Here is a 15766-nt window from a genome sequence, read left to right as displayed (position 1 = left end):
ATACTACTTGTCGAAAAAAAAGCTTTTTTATAAAATATGCAAATTATGGAAGAAGCTCGGCCTTTTGCCGGAACGAAAATAGCTGATGCATTGAACGGCGTTCATGCTTTGTACGCCGATATAGATACCGAACAGCGGGTGTGGAAACGGCATACGCCCGCCCCCTGTCCCGCCGGCTGCGGAATGTGCTGCGAACATTTTGAACCCGATGTATACGAATACGAAGCGCTCTATCTTGCCGCGTGGCTTCTCGCACACGACGCCGACAAAGCCGAAACCATCCGCACGCGCGGCGCACTCCAATCGCGCAACAATGACGACGGTTGTTTTTTGTACGATCCGAATACTCCGTACCACTGCACCGTATACGGCGGGCGCTGCCTTATCTGCCGCTTGTTCGGTCATTCGGGAACGCGCGGCAAGGATATGAAGATTCATTGGAAGCCGTGTAAATTTACCCGGCCTGCGAATACGGAAGCGGCCGGTTCTCCCGCCCACGAGTACGGCGAAGCCGAATTGCGTGAATCCTGCGGTGCGGTGCCGCCCGATATGGCCGTTTTTTCTTCGCGCCTTTTGTCGCTGAATCCCGACGATACGCATACAAGGCCGCTTCGCGAAGCGCTTCCCGAAGCGATCGAAAAGCTCCGCCTTATTTTGCGCTTTTTAACGCCGCCCGAGCCGAATTCTCCCGAACCGGATCTTCCGTCGCCCTGTCCGCTCAGCGCTTAAGGCTTTTGTGCGCGCAGTGTTTTGTTTAAAAAGCTTAATTGAAAGCGGGGTAGCCCGTTTTGCGGAAAAGGTAGCGGCCCTGTTTTTCTTCGACGACCGTACCGTCTTTTACACACACTTTCCCGCCTAAAAGGACGTATTTTGCCTGCCCGCGGACGCGTATGCCTTCGTAGGGTGTGTAGCCGCCCTTATGCAGATTGTTCGATTCGCCGATGACGGCACAAGGCGAAGGATCCCATACGGTTATGTCGGCGGTCGCTCCCGCGGCCAAAGTTCCCCGATCGGGGTACAAACCGAATATTTTTGCGGGGTTTTCGCTTACGAGGGCCGAGAAACGGGCGGGCGTGAGGCGGAAATTCGGTGCAAGTTCTTTTTCGGCTGTGTCGGCCGGAGCGCTGTCTTGTGCATCCGGCTCGGAACCGACGTCCGCCGCGGTAAAAAGCAGCGCGGCGCGGTACTGTGCGCCGGGAAGGCCGGGCGCCGTCTTTGAAAAGCCCTTTTTTGCCGCTTTTTCACGTTCGCCAAGATCGAAGGCCGCATGATCAGAACAGATTATATCGATGTAAGAATTGTCTTTTGAGCCGGGATTCAAATCCGCTTTGCCGCGCATCAATTCTTTTTGGAGCGCTTTTAAATCCTGTTTTTTGCGAAGCGGCGGATTACATATGAATTTTGCGCCGTCGAATCCGCCTTTGCGGTACAAAGAATCGGTCAATAAAAGATATTGCGGGGCCGTCCCGCAAAAAAACTTTTGCCCGCGTTTTTTGGCAAGTTTTATTTGTTCCAAACTTTGCTTTGCCGACACGTTCAATATATATACGGGAACGTCCGCAAGTTGGGCGAGCGACAAAAAGCGGGCAACCGCTTCCGCTTCGACCGCAGGCGGGCGGCTGATCGGGTGGGACGACGGGCGCTTGCGTTTGTTTTTCAGCTGTTCTTCAACCAAATGGCGCACCATGTCGCCGTTTTCGCAGCGGCAGCACACGAGGGCGCCGTGTTCTTTTGCCGCGTTCAGAATTTCAAAAATTTCCGAATCGCTTAATTGCAGGTTAAAGCCGCTCATGGATACGGTATAGCTTGAAACGCCGCGCATAACCGTTTTGGTCATTTGCTCCGTTACGGTTTCGGACTTTTCCGCCGGAGAATCTTCCGATTTTTTTTGCGGAATTTCGCCGCTCTTTTCGGGCGCCGTGTTTACGTCTTCTTCGGCCGTTTGTTTCGGAGGAGTGAGGGTGATATGAAAACCGTAATTGCAGCTGCTTTTATGAAGGGCGCCGGCATGTTGTGCATCCAGCGCATCCTGCAAGCTTTGCCCGTTTTTTTGCAGCGCGCAGTTGATAATCGACGTGGTTCCTCCTGCGAGGGCGGCCTTCGTTCCGCTTTCAAAATCGTCGGGGCTGCGCACGCTTTCCTGTTGGCCTTCGATAAAAACTTCGGCTTCAAACTGCGTAAACGCGTCGATAAATCCCGGAAAAACATAACAGCCTTCGGCGTCCAACAGTTTGCTTTCGGCATGGCGCAGCAAACTGCCGAGCATAATGTCTTTTTCCGTTTTGACGATTCTGCCGTCTTCGATAAGCATGTCAGCCTGCCGCTCTTTTCCGCCCGATACGACAATTCCGTTTTTTATGAGAACCCGATGTACCGAATCTTCCCGCTCTGCCATTACACCAGTATATCACAAGGGGCGATTTTGTGCCAATGCTAAAATTTATAATTAAGCCCGCTTTGTTTCATAATTGCATTGGCTGTGTGGCGCGATTTTATTTTTGTATCAACGGTAAAGCGGATCTTGCTTATAGGGCTGTACCAAATATCATGATCGCCTTTACCGTGCCGTACAAAAGTGCAGCCGTTATCATTCAGTATTTTTCGTACGGTCTTTTCATATTCGGCCATTATGCGTACATTCGTTCCGATTTTTCAATATAAAAGTGTAAGACGGTCCGGTCATCGGTATTTTGCTTATTTAGGGTAAGCAATTCGGGAACCGCATGGCGTACGCGTTCCATAAGAGCGTCTATTGAACCGGCTTCAAGAACGAGGCCTTTGACGTCATCGCTGGAAGCTGTCCAGACATTCGCTTCTCCGTCCCAAGCGATTGTAACAACATATTCCACAAAGCATCTCCTTATTAAGATGGCTTGTGATAATTATACTTCATTGGCTATAAAACGGCAATAGAAAAACAACGGATGATTTTTTCCGTTCCGCTGACGCAGGCTGTTTGTTGACATGCTCGCGGCTTCTCGATAGTATTTTGCCATGGATTTAATCGAATTGGTCGCTTTTTTGGGCAACACGGGAAAACAATACGAGCGAAACCGTCACAACGCCGCATGGCTTTTTGCCGATTCTTTGCAGGCTCTTTCAAGCCTAAGTTGGAGTAAAAAATTCAAAGGAGAAAGCGCGACGCTGAATGCGGGCGGCCGAAAAATCCAATTGCTGAAGCCGCACACGTTTATGAATCTTTCCGGCGAAAGCATTGCCGAAGCGGCGTCCTTTTACAAGATAAAACCGGAGCGCATTTTGGTTGTCCACGACGAATTGGAGCTTCCGGCGGGAACGTTCGGGCTCAAATGGTCGGGCGGTTTGGGCGGCCATAACGGATTGCGCTCAGCAAAGGCCTGTTTGGGTACCGCCGATTTTTGGCGCTTGCGCTTCGGCATCGGGCGTCCGATTTATGACGATGTTGCGCTGTGGGTGCTGAGCGATTTTTCAAAAGATGAAGTTCCGGCGATGAATGCGGCTTTCCAAGGAGCGGGCGAACTTTTCGAAGCGCTTTTAACCGAAGATCCGGAAAAACTGCTTCCCGAATGGAAAAAACGACAAGGCGGAGTACAATGAACGATATGCAAAAAAACAATACGGAGGCCGCAGTTTCCCCCGTTGTAAATGAACGTGCCGCAAAGGCGGCATCTTCATACAAAAATCTGTACGAAATTATCAAAACGCTGCGCGCTCCCGGCGGCTGTCCGTGGGACAGGGAACAAACGCCGCTTACGCTGCGGACAACTCTTTTGGAAGAAACCTACGAAGCGCTGGAAGCAATAAACGAAGCCTATGAAGATGCGCCGTCAGCCGAAGCGTGCATTCACGCAAAAGAGGAATTGGGCGACGTTATGTTGAATATTTCGATGATTGCATACATGTTTGAACAGGAAGGCGCCTTTACCGTTTCCGACGTGCTCGACGGCGTATGCGAAAAACTTGTGCGGCGCCATCCGCATGTGTTCCCCGAATCTTCCGGCAAGGCGGTCGCGCTCGGAGAAACGAAAACCGCCGAGCAAGTGCTGACGCAGTGGGAAGCCATCAAACAAAAGGTCGAAGGGCGTACGGGCAAAAGCATCCTCGATGAAGTGTCCAAAGGCCTTGAACCTTTAACCCGTGCGTATAAGATGCAAAAAAAGGCGGCGAAAAAAGGTTTCGACTGGAGCGATATTTCCGCCGTTCGTGCCAAAGTATTTGAAGAGATTGCCGAACTCGACGAAGCGCTTGCCGGCGCAGATACTCATGCCGATAACGGTTCCCCCGGAAGCGCTCCGGACATGCGGCACAGCGAAGAAGAATTCGGCGATATTTTATTCGCTTTGGTAAATTGGGCTCGGCACTTGCATATAGACCCCGCCGTTGCGCTTGAAAGGGCGAATGCAAAATTCCGCAAACGCTTTACATATGTCGAAAACGAGTGCCGTAATCGCGGCATCGAAATGAAAAAAGAAAACCTTCAAGCAATGGATGCATTGTGGGACGAAGCAAAACGCACGCTGTAGCCGAAGTGCAATCGCCCCCAATTCACGTTAAAGTAAATTATAAAATCTTATATTTTACTTTAAGCGCGGAAAGTAAAATATAAACTTGTTTTTAACGACTATTTGAAAATGGACATCTCGAAAAAACCGCTTTAGCGATTTTTCCGAGATGTCGACGAGTTGTAACTCGCTGTATTATCGCGAGTTACAACATCGTATTTTCAAAGTTACCTCTAAAAACTGCAGTTTTTAGAGGTTCCCAAATGTTTTAAAATATGTTATATTATAAACATAAAACAATACCGGGCGCTGTTTAAAATGCGCCGGCGCTTGTGAAACACGAATAAAGAGGTTCTTTTATGGATATGCGCCGTTTAAAAAACGACAGAGATGACGACAACGAAGACATAACGGAAAAAAAAGATGCAGGCGAAGGCGCGGATGTACTTGCCGCCCGCTTTTTAAAAACCCGTCAAATACTGCTGACCGGTGAAATAGATAAATCGCTTTCGGAAAAAATAATCCGCCAGCTTTTGATTTTGGAAGCTTCCGGCAATAAACCCGTTTATATGTTTATCGATTCTCCCGGAGGAGATGCGGATGCCGGTTACGGTATTTTCGATATGATCCGTTTTATCGACGCGCCCGTATACACGGTCGGCATGGGACTTGTCGCGTCGGCCGCGGCTCTCGTGCTTTTAGCCGCTCCCAAAGAACGGCGCATTGCGCTTCCGAACAGCCACTTTTTAATCCACCAGCCTTTGAGCGGCATAAAAGGCGTTGCGACCGAAATCGAAATTCATGCCAAAGAGCTTGAAAAAATGCGCGAGCGCATCAATAAGCTGATTTCCGAAGAAACGGGAAAGCCGCTCGCTCAGGTTGCAAAAGACACCGACCGCGATTGCTGGCTTAACGCAAACGAAGCGCTCGATTACGGCCTGATCAGCAAAATAGTATTTTCGCGCAAAGACTTAAAAAAATAAGCATTTACTTTTGCCGGTTTTTCCGTTTTGTTAAAAACGCGAGTTTCGCTCAAAGCCGAAACGTGGGCGTTTTTACGCTGTGTCTTTTCAGCCGGCGATGTCGGCCGTTTGCGCTTGCGCAGCGCGTATAAGATCGGAAGGCGAAAGTAAAAGCTGTGTACCGCGAACGCCTGCGCTTACGTATACGGTTTCGTGTTTTAAAACGGACGAATCGATAAATACGGGAAAGCGGCGCTTCATGCCGATCGGCGAGCAGCCGCCGCGCACATAGCCGGTAAGGCTTAAAAGCGATTCGCTTTTGACGCTTTCCATCGTTTTTGCACCGCACACGGCGCGCGCCTTTTTTAAGTTTACTTCTTTGTCGGCCGGTACGCAAAACACGGCTATTTCCTTTGTGTCGCTTTGCATGACGATTGTTTTAAAAACGCTTTCCGGCGCGGCTCCCGCCTTTTCGGCGATTCGCTCCGCGGCCCCCAATTCAAGCTTGTGGTCGGCGTTGTCTTCGTATTCGAAGGTGCGGTAGTTTATATTCAGTTTTTCCAAAATACGCATTGCGTTTGTTTTCGACATGTGTCCTCCTACGGATTAAGCTGCAACAAGTAAGAGCGTAAGTTTACGCCTTTGTTGCGTAACCCCAATTTATCCCGTAAATTATTCCGATGATTTTCGACCGTTTTTTGTGCGATATCGAGTGCGTCCGCAATATCTTTTGATGTTTTTCCCATTCGTATAAATTCGGCAACTTTTATTTCCGACGGCGTCAGGATACTGTATAAATCGGAAACGTTTCCCGCGGGTTGTATAAATTCTTCGAGATTTTTTCGTATAATGTCGAGGCAGAGAGAAATGAGCGGATCGTTTATTGCCGTTTGCAGTTTTTCGATGCCGCCTAGATAATAATTCCGCATTTTTTCTATAAGCTCGCGCTTTTCAGACGAATTGATATTGCGTATTTCATCAAGAAACGCAAGCGCTTCCTGAATTTTTTCGAGTTTTAATTCCGGAGCGTCGGGAAGACGCTGTTGGTTTTGAGTCGGCATTGTAACTTGAAGAAAAAAGAGCTCTTTGAACGCACTGCTCGCAAAAAAAGTAAACTCGAGTAAATCGTTTTTCAGCGTTGTTTCGATGTCTTCATTTTCTGAAGAGAGCGAAAGTTCCATCAGCTTTTTTATCTGCGCGATATTTTTTTTGTGAAGGATATATTCGCAATCGTCAAGCGTACTCAGTTTTTTTTTATCCGGTATATTATGACGGCAAACGGAACCGGCCGCATCGAAAATCAAAAAATAAATATTGTTTTTCGATAAAATACTCTCGAATAGACACAGCTGCTTTTCGGCGGATTCTTTGGAATCGACCAAATCCTGCAGCATGTTTATAATCGCCGTATCTTTGTTTGTCGTCATTTGACCATAGTTTATCACATTTGCGGAAATTGTAAAATTGCTTTTGCCGCCGACTTTGCCGCACATCCCCGGCTTGAAAAAGCGCAAAGATACGTAACGTTTTTCGGATATAATTTTATTTCGTACGGGCTTCTCAAGCCTACTATCACGGTTTTTTCGGCATATTTCGTTGCCAGTTTTTGCGCAAGCTTTTCCTGTTCGGCCTTGGGAAAATCTTCTCCGGGAAGCGGGTAATCTTCCGTAACGATAAGAATCGCTTCGGCCCGTTTGAACCGATCTTCGTTCTCGGCCAGTGCCTCGTTATGATTCAAATAGATGAAGTTTTCCCCCGATTTTTCCAGCGTTTCTTTAAAATATTCATACGCGGTTTTCTTTTGGTTCGGTCCGATTCCTCTTGCGTTTGTTAAAGAGCGGTATGCCGTTTCGGGCGCCGCATTGATGCAAATACGGGTTCCCGCTTTCGGCAGCGGCCAAAGGCCCTTTTGCAAAACCTGAACACATTGATCGCTTATATCGTTTTGAATGCGTTCGGCTTCGGAATAGCGTTGCGCACTTAATCGAGGTGTTCGTAGTTGCATTTTATTCAATTTAAGCGACAATATTCTGAAAAGTTTTTCGTCTACCTCTTGAACGGAAAGTTTGCCGCTTTTTACGGCTTCTTCGGCTTTACGAAGCGATGCCAATTGTTTATCCAAATAATCCGCCGAATGATCGTAGTGTTCTTCCGAAAGCATGACTATATCGACGCCGGCTTTTAAGGCAAGTAATGTCGATTCGGCAGGATCGTAAAATTTCCGTATTGCGCCCATATTCATCGAATCCGAAAGGATAATCCCTTTAAAACCGATACGATTTCTGAGTATGTCTTTTAGAATGACAGGCGACAGCGTTGCGGGATTTTCCGGATCGATTTTCGGGTACAAAATATGGCTGGTCATAACAATGTCCGCGCCGGCCTCCACACCTTTTATAAACGGCAAAAGGTCGGTTTTAAATAATTCGTAGAGCGTCCGCTCTACGCGCGGTATTTCACGGTGCGTATCGCCCGAGGTGCTGCCGTGGCCGGGAAAATGTTTTAATGTTGCAAGTGCGCCCGACACGGTACAGCCTTGCACGGCATATGCGACACAGCGTGCAACTTTTTCCGGATCTTCGCCGAAGGAGCGTGCCCCGATTATCGGCGAATCGGGCGTAAGGTTTACGTCGGCGCACGGACCGAGTAAAGCGTTATATCCGACGGAAAGCATTTCTTCCCCCAATACCCGATACATATCGGCAACGCGAATCGAATCCGAGAGTGCCCCGAGCGCCAAATTGCCCGGGCCCGTATGCGATTCGGGAACCAGAACACCCCATGAGCCTTCCTGATCGACGCCGAGGATGAGCGGTATTCCGTTTTGAGTTTGGGATGCCATTGCCTGCAGTTTTGAGCTTATTTGCTCGGCTTCATCAAATGTTTCCGCATTGTCCTGACTGATATAACATCCGGCAATCCCGTATTCGTCTATAAGCGGCTTAATGATTTCGGGGTTTTTACCCGGGTATGCAAGCAAAAAAAGCTGCCCGACTTTTTGCTTTACGCTCATTTTATTTATAATCGATTTTATATCGTTTGTCGTATGCATTTTATTTTTTCTCTCTCATCGTAAGTGAAACGGATACAATGATAATCAAACCGCGAAATATCATTTGCTGGTCTACGGATAATCCCATGAGGATGAGGCCGTTATTCAATATGCCCATTATAAGCGCGCCGATAACGGAACCGATAACCGTGCCCTTGCCTCCGAACATCGATGTTCCGCCGATGATTACGGCTGCTATAACAATCATAACTTCGTTTTCGCCCAAGGTATAGCGCGCCCCGTGCAATCTGCCTGCATAGAGAATCCCCGAAAAAGCGGCCAACGCCGAATTGATTATCAAAACAGCCTGCTTAATGCTGCGGACTTTTACGCCCGAATACAGGGCGGATATTTTGTTTCCGCCGGTAGCCAAAACTTTGCGCCCGAAAGGCGTACGCTTTAGTACCATGTGTCCGATAACCGCAGCAAGCAGCATCCAAATAAAAAGAACGGGTACCGGCCCGATATCTCCGGATCCGAATATAAACGTAAAAAATTCGTTGTTCACCGGAATGGATTGAAGGTGGCTTATCCAGCGGGCGAGTCCCAGCACGATGCCGCTCATACCCAACGTAACCAAAAATGACGGGATCCCGATTCGCGCAACGAACAAGCCGTTTATAAAACCGATAAAAACGCCGCACAATAAGCCTGCCGTGACCGCAATGAAGATACTTCCCGTTGAGCGCAGCAGCAATGCCGTAACAATCGCCGACAAAGCGACCACCGAACCGAAGGACAAATCGATTTCTTCAGCGGAAAGCACGAAGGTCATTCCTACGGCCATTATCGAAATCATTGCCGTTTGGCGGGCGATATTCATGAGGTTTGCTCCCGTCAGAAAACCTCTGTCGAACAAAAGAACGGAAAATAATAATATAATGCCTGCGAATATAAGATATATGACATTGCTGCGCCAGTCAACGGCTTTCAATTTTTGTAACACTTTCTACTCTCCTTTATTGCACTTTGCGAAGAAGTTCTTCTTCGGTAACCTTTTCCGACAAGACTTCCGTAATGCGTCCTTTTTTCATTATATAAACGGAATCGCAAAAACTTGCGATTTCATTAAATTCCGAGGAAACAAAAAGCACCGCATTGCCTTTTGCCGCAAAATCATGGATTATCTTCATTATCTCGCGTTTTGCCTGAATGTCGACCCCGAAGGTCGGATCATCTAAAAGCAAAACTTTGGAATTGCTTGCCAGACATTTTGCCACGACCACTTTTTGCTGGTTTCCCCCCGATAAATAACGCACAAGCTGTTCCGGCCCTTGCGTCTTTACATTGAGCGATCGTATATAATGCCGGACGATTTTATTCGATTTTTGTTTATCGATGACGAAAAACTTTTTTAAACGGTTGACTATCGAAAGAACAACGTTTTCCGAAACGGGAAAATCCAAAACAAGGCCTTGCTCCCTTCTGTTTTCGGGAACCAACGAAATCCCGTGTTCTATGGCATCCGCAGGTGAATCGAGCGAAACCGGTTTTCCCTGTATAAGGATTTTTCCTGTTTGCACTTTATCTATACCGAATAAACTTTGCAGAAGTTCCGATCTGCCGCTGCCCAACAGGCCGGCAATTCCGGCAACTTCTCTCGGGTACAGTTTCAGCGATATGTCTTTGATATGTGCCGTCGAAATATTCTTTGCTTCAAAAAGAGCCGGCTGCGTTCTGTCAATTTTTTCTCTGTTCCACGAAAAAGACCGACTTTCGCCTCCGCTCATTGAATCTATTAAAAACTGCAAATCCAATTCATCGGTATTTTTTCTGAATAAAGTTTTTCCGTCGCGAAGCAGCGTGATACTGTCGCACACTTTAAAAATATCCTGAAGATAGTGAGTAATATATATTATCGATATACCTTGGGATTTAAGCGTGTTCATAACGGCGAACAGTTTTTCGATTTCCGGTTTGGAAAGGGATGCCGTCGGCTCATCCAATATAAGAACTTTCGGATTATATGATAACGCTTTTGCAATTTCCACTATTTGCTGTTTTCCGATGCTCAATTGTTCGACCCGTTCGTTCGGTGACACTTCGCCGTGCACGCCGATTTTTTCCAGCAGTTCGGCAGCTTTTTTCCCGTTTTTTTTGTCGTCAATAAACACGCCTTTACGGTAGGGATTTGTTTGCAAAAAAATATTTTCACTGACCGTCAGAGTCGGTATAAGGCTCAGGTCTTGAAAAACCATTGCGATCCCGGCCCGGCGTGCGCCTTCCGGCGTTTCATAATCCGCTTTTTTACCGAAAATAAAAATGTCGCCGGAATCTTTTTTATACACTCCGTTTATGATTTTCATAAGGGTCGATTTCCCGGCGCCGTTTGTTCCGACCAGCGCGTGGATTTCGGATTTTTTCACGCTGAAGTCCAAATCGTGAAGCACGCGGACTCCGTCGAACCCGATGTTTATTTTTTTCGCTTCTACAGCGTATTCACACATGTTATATCCTTGCCGAAGCGGGCTGCCCGCTTGTTGCCGTTTCTTTTCGGGCAGCCCGCTGAACTATTCCGTTAAAATGATCGTTTAAAATAAGTGCTGTGTCTAAAAACCTTACATTGCGGAACGTACGTCCCGGGGAAGCGGCCTGTTTAAAGACTTTTCCCACTGCGTACCGATATTGGTTTTATCTACTTTTATAGCGGGAACCGTTACAAAGGCCGGCGTGGGTTTGTTAAGTACGCTTAGCGCTCCCATTTTGGCGAGCGTTTCTCCCAATACGAAGGGAAGGTCGGCTACCATGCCTTTCATATTCCCGCCTTTTACCAAATCCATTGCATTGTTTGCTCCCAAATCCATGGTAAATACACCGATATCTTTTCTGCCCGCCGCGCGAACGCCCGCAACAACACCTTCGGCAATGGTATCCCAAGGCGCGTAAATTGCCTGTACGTTCGGGAACTGCGTTATAATCGCCGATGCGATCGTATCTCCGTCGGACGGATTTGCTATTCCTTTTTTTGTAACAATACGTATACCCGGATAATCGCGTTTCAGCACGGCTTCCACCGCCTTGTCTCTTTGGTTTGTTACGTAATATGCCGCGTCATGAAAAATCAGGGCAACATCGCCTTTGCCGTTTAAGGAATCTCCGATCATTTCAGCTGTCGCTTTTCCCATTTGAAAGAGGTCGTCCGTAACGATTCCCACATAATCTTTACCGTGAACAAAGCCTGAAGGCAGATTGCTTATTAAAACGATTTTAGCTCCTTTGTCGACGGCTTGGCGCAATGCAACCGCACCGCTTACCGGATCTATGACCAGCGTAATAATAATATCGGGTTTTAAGGCCAAAGTCGTTTCGATATCGGTTCTTTGCTTATTCGGATCCATTTCCGCATCGGTAACGGCGACAACTTTTATACCTAATGCCTTGAACTGCGCTTCGGCTCCGGCAATGACGGCATTTGTCCAATCGGCCGAGGTGTGCATTAAAATCGCCGCTTTGTAGTTTCCTGCCTTCAGCTTTTCCGTATCGGCTTTCGTCAAAGTGATGCTTTCATAGCTTGCAGGCGGTTCCCCCTGCGGCCCCCGTGTTTCGTACACAAAATCTTCTTTCTTTCCACTCTCTTGTCCGCCGCGCGCAAAGGCGAAAACTGCGGATACAAGCAGCAGACATACGGTGAGTGAAAAATAGATGTTTTTTTGTTTTTTCATGGAATTCTCCTAAGAAATGGTATTTATCAGAGAGAAGTATATAACCCATTCCGGTATTTGTCAAATTTAAATGAGTGAAATATGAGTATTTTATTTTTATCGCTTTGGTCTTGACCCTCGCCGCAGGCTGTAGTAATATTGGAAAAATTATTCAGCATAGGACAAACAGGACAATAATATGGGCAAACCTTTGGTTTTTCAATCGGACTTCGGGTATGACGACGGCGCGGTAAGCGCCATGTACGGCGTTGCGTACAGCGTATCCGGAGATATAAAAGTTTTTGACGTTACGCACAACATTCCGCAATATAATATTTGGGAAGCTTCGTACCGGCTTATTCAAACAGTCAATTATTGGCCGAAAGGCACGGTGTTCGTATCGGTCGTCGATCCGGGCGTGGGTTCTACGAGGCGCAGCATTGTCGCGCTGACGGAAGCGGGGCAGTACATCGTTACGCCGGACAACGGAACGCTTACGCACATAAAACGTTTGTCGTCCGTGTGCGAAGCGCGCGTCATAGACGAAAGCGTAAACCGCCTGCCGAATTCGGGTGAAAGTTATACGTTCCACGGCCGCGATATTTACGCGTATACGGGCGCGCGTCTTGCGTCCGGTACGATAAGCTACGAACAGGTAGGTCCTTCCGTTGCGGTTTCTTCCATCGTCGAATTGCCAGTATCGGAACCGCTTGTGCACGATTCTTCCATAAAGGGCTCGATCGACGTGCTCGACGTGCGTTTCGGCAGTTTATGGACGAATATTTCGCGCCGCCTGTTCAATTCACTCGGCATAGCCTACGGCGGCAAGGTCGAAGTCATTATAGAAAATTCGACGCGCCTTTTGTACCGCAATACGCTGCGTTATGCCCGGTCTTTCGATGCGGTGTATGTCGGCGAAGCGCTTGTTTATGTGAACAGCCTCGATTATTTGGCGGTCGCCATCAATCAGGGAAATTTCTCCAAAGCCTACGGAGTCGGAACGGGCGCGGGCTGGACTATCACCGTGCAAAAACCGGCCGATTGATTTTATGGCACATTCATCACGTTCGGCGGGAAGCAAGATGGAAAAGAAACCCGTTATCGAATTCCGCAATTTTTCTTTTCAGTATTTTGCGCAGGCAAAGCCCACATTAACCGATATAAATCTCACGATTTATGAAGGCGAAAAAGTGCTGATTGTCGGCGCAAGCGGCAGCGGTAAAAGCACTTTGGGCAGCTGCATCAACGGCCTGATTCCGTTTTCATACAAAGGAAAAATCGACGGAAGTTTAAAAGTGTGCGGCGAAGAAACGTCTTCGCTCGACGTATTCAAGCTGTCCAAAAAAGTCGGTACCGTTTTGCAGGATTCCGACGGTCAGTTTATCGGATTGAGCGTGGGCGAAGATATTGCGTTTGCGCTCGAAAACGAATGCGTCGGTCAGGATGAAATGCGGCCGCTCGTAAAGCAAACCGCAGCTCTTGTCGGCATGGATTCTTTTTTAACCTCGTCGCCGTACGAACTTTCGGGCGGTCAAAAGCAGCGTGTTTCTTTTGCCGGCGTTATGGTGAACGACGTGAGCGTGCTCCTGTTTGACGAACCGCTTGCAAACCTTGATCCGAAAACCGGTCAAACGGCGATCGAATTGATCGATGACATTCATCAAAAATACCGCAAAACGGTTATCATTATCGAACACCGTATTGAAGACGTGCTGCACCGTCCGGTAGACCGCGTTATCGTCGTCAACGACGGAAAAATAGCAGCCGATATGAGCGCCGATGCTCTTATGGCTTCGGGCGTTTTGCCTACGTTCGGCATCCGCGAGCCGCTGTATGTAACGGCTTTGCGCTGCGCGGGTATTCCCGTTACGGAAAAGCTGCATGCCGGCAGAATCGAAACGCTCGACGTTAAAGCCGTCCGCAAAGCGCTTATCGATTGGGATAAAAGTTTGCCCGAGAAAAAGCCCCAAGCGCGCGGTAAAGAAGTTTTAACCGCGCAGGACGTCGGCTTTGCATATACGCCGCGCAGCGCCAAGGTACTCGAACATATAAACTTCAGCGTTTACGAAGGCGAAATGCTCAGTTTGGTCGGCACGAACGGCGCGGGAAAAAGCACGCTCGCCAAACTGATTACCGGCATCGTGCGTGAAAGCGAAGGGCGCTTTCTTTTTAACGGACAGGATATGGCGGATATGACCATCCGCGAACGCAGCCGGCACATCGGCTTTGTTATGCAAAACCCGAACCAAATGCTGTGCAAGCCGATGATTTACGATGAGGTCGCGCTCGGCCTGCGCCTGAACGGCGTTCCCGAAAACGAAATAAAAGACCGGGTCAATCACGCCTGTTCGATTTGCGGCATCGCGCCGTTTATAAGCTGGCCCGTATCCGCGCTCAGTTTCGGACAAAAAAAGCGCGTAACCATAGCGTCGGTTTTAGCTATGCAGCCTCGTATCATCATCCTTGACGAGCCGACGGCCGGGCAGGATTACCGCCATTATTGCGAAATTATGGAATTCCTCGTGTCGCTCAATAAAAGCGGCGTTACGATTATTCTTATTACGCACGATATGCACCTTATGCTCGAATATACGGCGCGTTCGCTGGTGCTCCATGCGGGAAATCTTCTTTCGGATTCGGATTCGGTGCATGCGCTGACCGACACGGCTATTGCGGAAAAGGCGAGTTTGAAGGTTACTTCATTATATACGCTTGCCGAAAAAGCCGGTTCGGACGACAGTCATCGATTCGTACAGAACTTTATAGATTACGAGCGGGAGGTTTTGCGTGAAGGCAAAACTGTTTGATTATATTGAACGCGACAATTTTATATATCGGCTTTCGGGGCTTACGAAACTGGCCGGTTTTTTTTTCATGACCTTTGCCGTTATGTTTTCGTACGATATCCGCTTTATAAGCTGCGTATTCGTATTTTCTCTTGTTTTAATCCGTATGGCGGACATTACCTTTTCGCAAATACGCATTATGCTGCTCTATGTGATTATTTTTTTGGTAATCAATTTCGTGTTGACTTTTTTGTTCAGTCCGCTTTACGGTACCGAAATTTACGGCACGCGCCACGATCTTTTTTCGTTCGGCGGCCGCTATGTACTGACCGAAGAGCAGCTTTTGTACCAAATTACGAAAACGCTCAAGTACGCGTCGGTGGTGCCGCTGGGGATTATCTTTTTTCTGTCTACGAACCCGAGCGAATTTGCCGCTTCGGTAAATCGCATCGGATTGCCGTATAAAGCGGCGTTTGCGTTTTCGCTGACTTTGCGCTATTTTCCCGATCTCATCCGCGACTATGAGAATATCGCCGCGGCTCAGCAAACGCGCGGACTCGATTTGTCGAAAAAAGAAAAGGTATCCCGGCGCATGAAAAACGTTATGAATATTTTTATACCGCTTGTATTTTCGACGCTGGACAGAATCGACACGATAAGCAATACGATGGACTTGCGCGGCTTCGGCAAAGGGAAAAAACGCAGTTGGTATGCGGCGCGCCCTTTAAAGAAAGGCGACGTCGTTTCGATCGTTTTATGCGCCGGAGTTTTTGTTCTGTCGCTGTGCATAAGCGTGTTTATAAATCATTCGCGCTTTTTTAATCCGTTTGTGTAAGGAGTATAT

General features: G+C 48.0%; 16 protein-coding genes. 7 read left to right on the top strand and 9 right to left on the bottom strand.

Features of this window, described 5'->3' with window-relative positions; genetic code table 11:
* Window positions 1–45: 45 nt before the first annotated feature.
* Window positions 46–729 (top strand): YkgJ family cysteine cluster protein, encoded by a 684-nt coding sequence (locus HMPREF9194_RS09845; RefSeq protein WP_156828028.1) that lies wholly within the window; start codon window positions 46–48, stop codon window positions 727–729.
* A gap of 34 nt (window positions 730–763) precedes the next feature.
* Here the strand turns inward: HMPREF9194_RS09845 and HMPREF9194_RS09840 are convergent, their stop codons facing one another.
* The 3 genes from HMPREF9194_RS09840 to HMPREF9194_RS09830 are packed head-to-tail and all read right to left on the bottom strand — an operon-like array spanning window position 764 to window position 2849.
* Window positions 764–2395: an amidohydrolase family protein gene (locus HMPREF9194_RS09840; protein WP_016526222.1), complete on the bottom strand. Its 1632-nt coding sequence runs from the start codon at window positions 2393–2395 to the stop codon at window positions 764–766.
* A gap of 38 nt (window positions 2396–2433) precedes the next feature.
* Window positions 2434–2628 (bottom strand): type II toxin-antitoxin system HicA family toxin, encoded by a 195-nt coding sequence (locus HMPREF9194_RS09835; protein WP_016526221.1) that lies wholly within the window; start codon window positions 2626–2628, stop codon window positions 2434–2436.
* Window positions 2628–2849, bottom strand: coding sequence for a DUF1902 domain-containing protein (locus HMPREF9194_RS09830; protein WP_016526220.1), 222 nt, complete (start codon window positions 2847–2849; stop codon window positions 2628–2630). The genes HMPREF9194_RS09835 and HMPREF9194_RS09830 overlap by 1 nt, the downstream gene beginning before the upstream one ends.
* A 145-nt stretch (window positions 2850–2994) precedes the next feature.
* Here HMPREF9194_RS09830 and pth point away from each other — a divergent pair, with 145 nt between their 5' ends.
* From pth to HMPREF9194_RS09815, 3 genes are all read left to right on the top strand, one after another.
* A complete protein-coding gene (pth, locus tag HMPREF9194_RS09825) occupies window positions 2995–3576 on the top strand; it encodes an aminoacyl-tRNA hydrolase (protein WP_016526219.1) in 582 nt (193 codons plus the stop codon).
* Window positions 3573–4502, top strand: coding sequence for a nucleoside triphosphate pyrophosphohydrolase (gene mazG, locus HMPREF9194_RS09820; RefSeq protein ID WP_016526218.1), 930 nt, complete (start codon window positions 3573–3575; stop codon window positions 4500–4502). Before pth ends, mazG begins: the two co-directional genes overlap by 4 nt.
* 338 nt (window positions 4503–4840) lie before the next feature.
* Window positions 4841–5464 (top strand): ATP-dependent Clp protease proteolytic subunit, encoded by a 624-nt coding sequence (locus HMPREF9194_RS09815; RefSeq protein ID WP_016526217.1) that lies wholly within the window; start codon window positions 4841–4843, stop codon window positions 5462–5464.
* Between the two features lie 87 nt (window positions 5465–5551).
* Here HMPREF9194_RS09815 and ybaK read toward each other — a convergent pair whose 3' ends face one another.
* From ybaK to HMPREF9194_RS09785, 6 genes are all read right to left on the bottom strand, one after another.
* Window positions 5552–6034 (bottom strand): Cys-tRNA(Pro) deacylase, encoded by a 483-nt coding sequence (gene ybaK, locus HMPREF9194_RS09810; RefSeq protein WP_016526216.1) that lies wholly within the window; start codon window positions 6032–6034, stop codon window positions 5552–5554.
* A gap of 8 nt (window positions 6035–6042) precedes the next feature.
* Complete coding sequence (locus tag HMPREF9194_RS09805) at window positions 6043–6870, bottom strand: LuxR C-terminal-related transcriptional regulator (protein ID WP_169558732.1); 828 nt, start codon at window positions 6868–6870, stop codon at window positions 6043–6045.
* A gap of 14 nt (window positions 6871–6884) precedes the next feature.
* Window positions 6885–8495 carry a glycoside hydrolase family 3 protein gene (locus HMPREF9194_RS09800; RefSeq protein WP_016526214.1) on the bottom strand — a complete coding sequence of 537 codons (1611 nt, stop codon included), beginning with the start codon at window positions 8493–8495 and terminating at the stop codon, window positions 6885–6887.
* Between the two features lies 1 nt (window position 8496).
* The gene (locus HMPREF9194_RS09795) at window positions 8497–9441 is read right to left on the bottom strand and encodes an ABC transporter permease (protein WP_016526213.1); all 945 of its coding nucleotides are present in this window, start codon (window positions 9439–9441) and stop codon (window positions 8497–8499) included.
* 13 nt (window positions 9442–9454) lie between these two features.
* The gene (locus tag HMPREF9194_RS09790; RefSeq protein ID WP_016526212.1) at window positions 9455–10942 is read right to left on the bottom strand and encodes a sugar ABC transporter ATP-binding protein; all 1488 of its coding nucleotides are present in this window, start codon (window positions 10940–10942) and stop codon (window positions 9455–9457) included.
* Window positions 10943–11053: 111 nt separating this feature from the next.
* Window positions 11054–12157 (bottom strand): substrate-binding domain-containing protein, encoded by a 1104-nt coding sequence (locus tag HMPREF9194_RS09785; RefSeq protein WP_016526211.1) that lies wholly within the window; start codon window positions 12155–12157, stop codon window positions 11054–11056.
* A gap of 178 nt (window positions 12158–12335) precedes the next feature.
* On the opposite strand from HMPREF9194_RS09785, the gene HMPREF9194_RS09780 reads away from it, so the two are divergent.
* The 3 genes from HMPREF9194_RS09780 to HMPREF9194_RS09770 are packed head-to-tail and all read left to right on the top strand — an operon-like array spanning window position 12336 to window position 15757.
* Complete coding sequence (locus HMPREF9194_RS09780; RefSeq protein ID WP_016526210.1) at window positions 12336–13181, top strand: SAM hydrolase/SAM-dependent halogenase family protein; 846 nt, start codon at window positions 12336–12338, stop codon at window positions 13179–13181.
* 37 nt (window positions 13182–13218) lie between these two features.
* Complete coding sequence (locus tag HMPREF9194_RS09775; protein WP_016526209.1) at window positions 13219–14943, top strand: ABC transporter ATP-binding protein; 1725 nt, start codon at window positions 13219–13221, stop codon at window positions 14941–14943.
* A complete protein-coding gene (locus HMPREF9194_RS09770) occupies window positions 14924–15757 on the top strand; it encodes an energy-coupling factor transporter transmembrane component T family protein (RefSeq protein ID WP_016526208.1) in 834 nt (277 codons plus the stop codon). The genes HMPREF9194_RS09775 and HMPREF9194_RS09770 overlap by 20 nt, the downstream gene beginning before the upstream one ends.
* Window positions 15758–15766: the final 9 nt, after the last annotated feature.

It is taken from the genome of Treponema maltophilum ATCC 51939 (genome assembly GCF_000413055.1).
Taxonomy (GTDB): domain Bacteria; phylum Spirochaetota; class Spirochaetia; order Treponematales; family Treponemataceae; genus Treponema_C; species Treponema_C maltophilum.
Note: the sequence above shows the minus strand (reverse complement) of the source record. Positions and strands in the feature narration are given on the sequence as shown.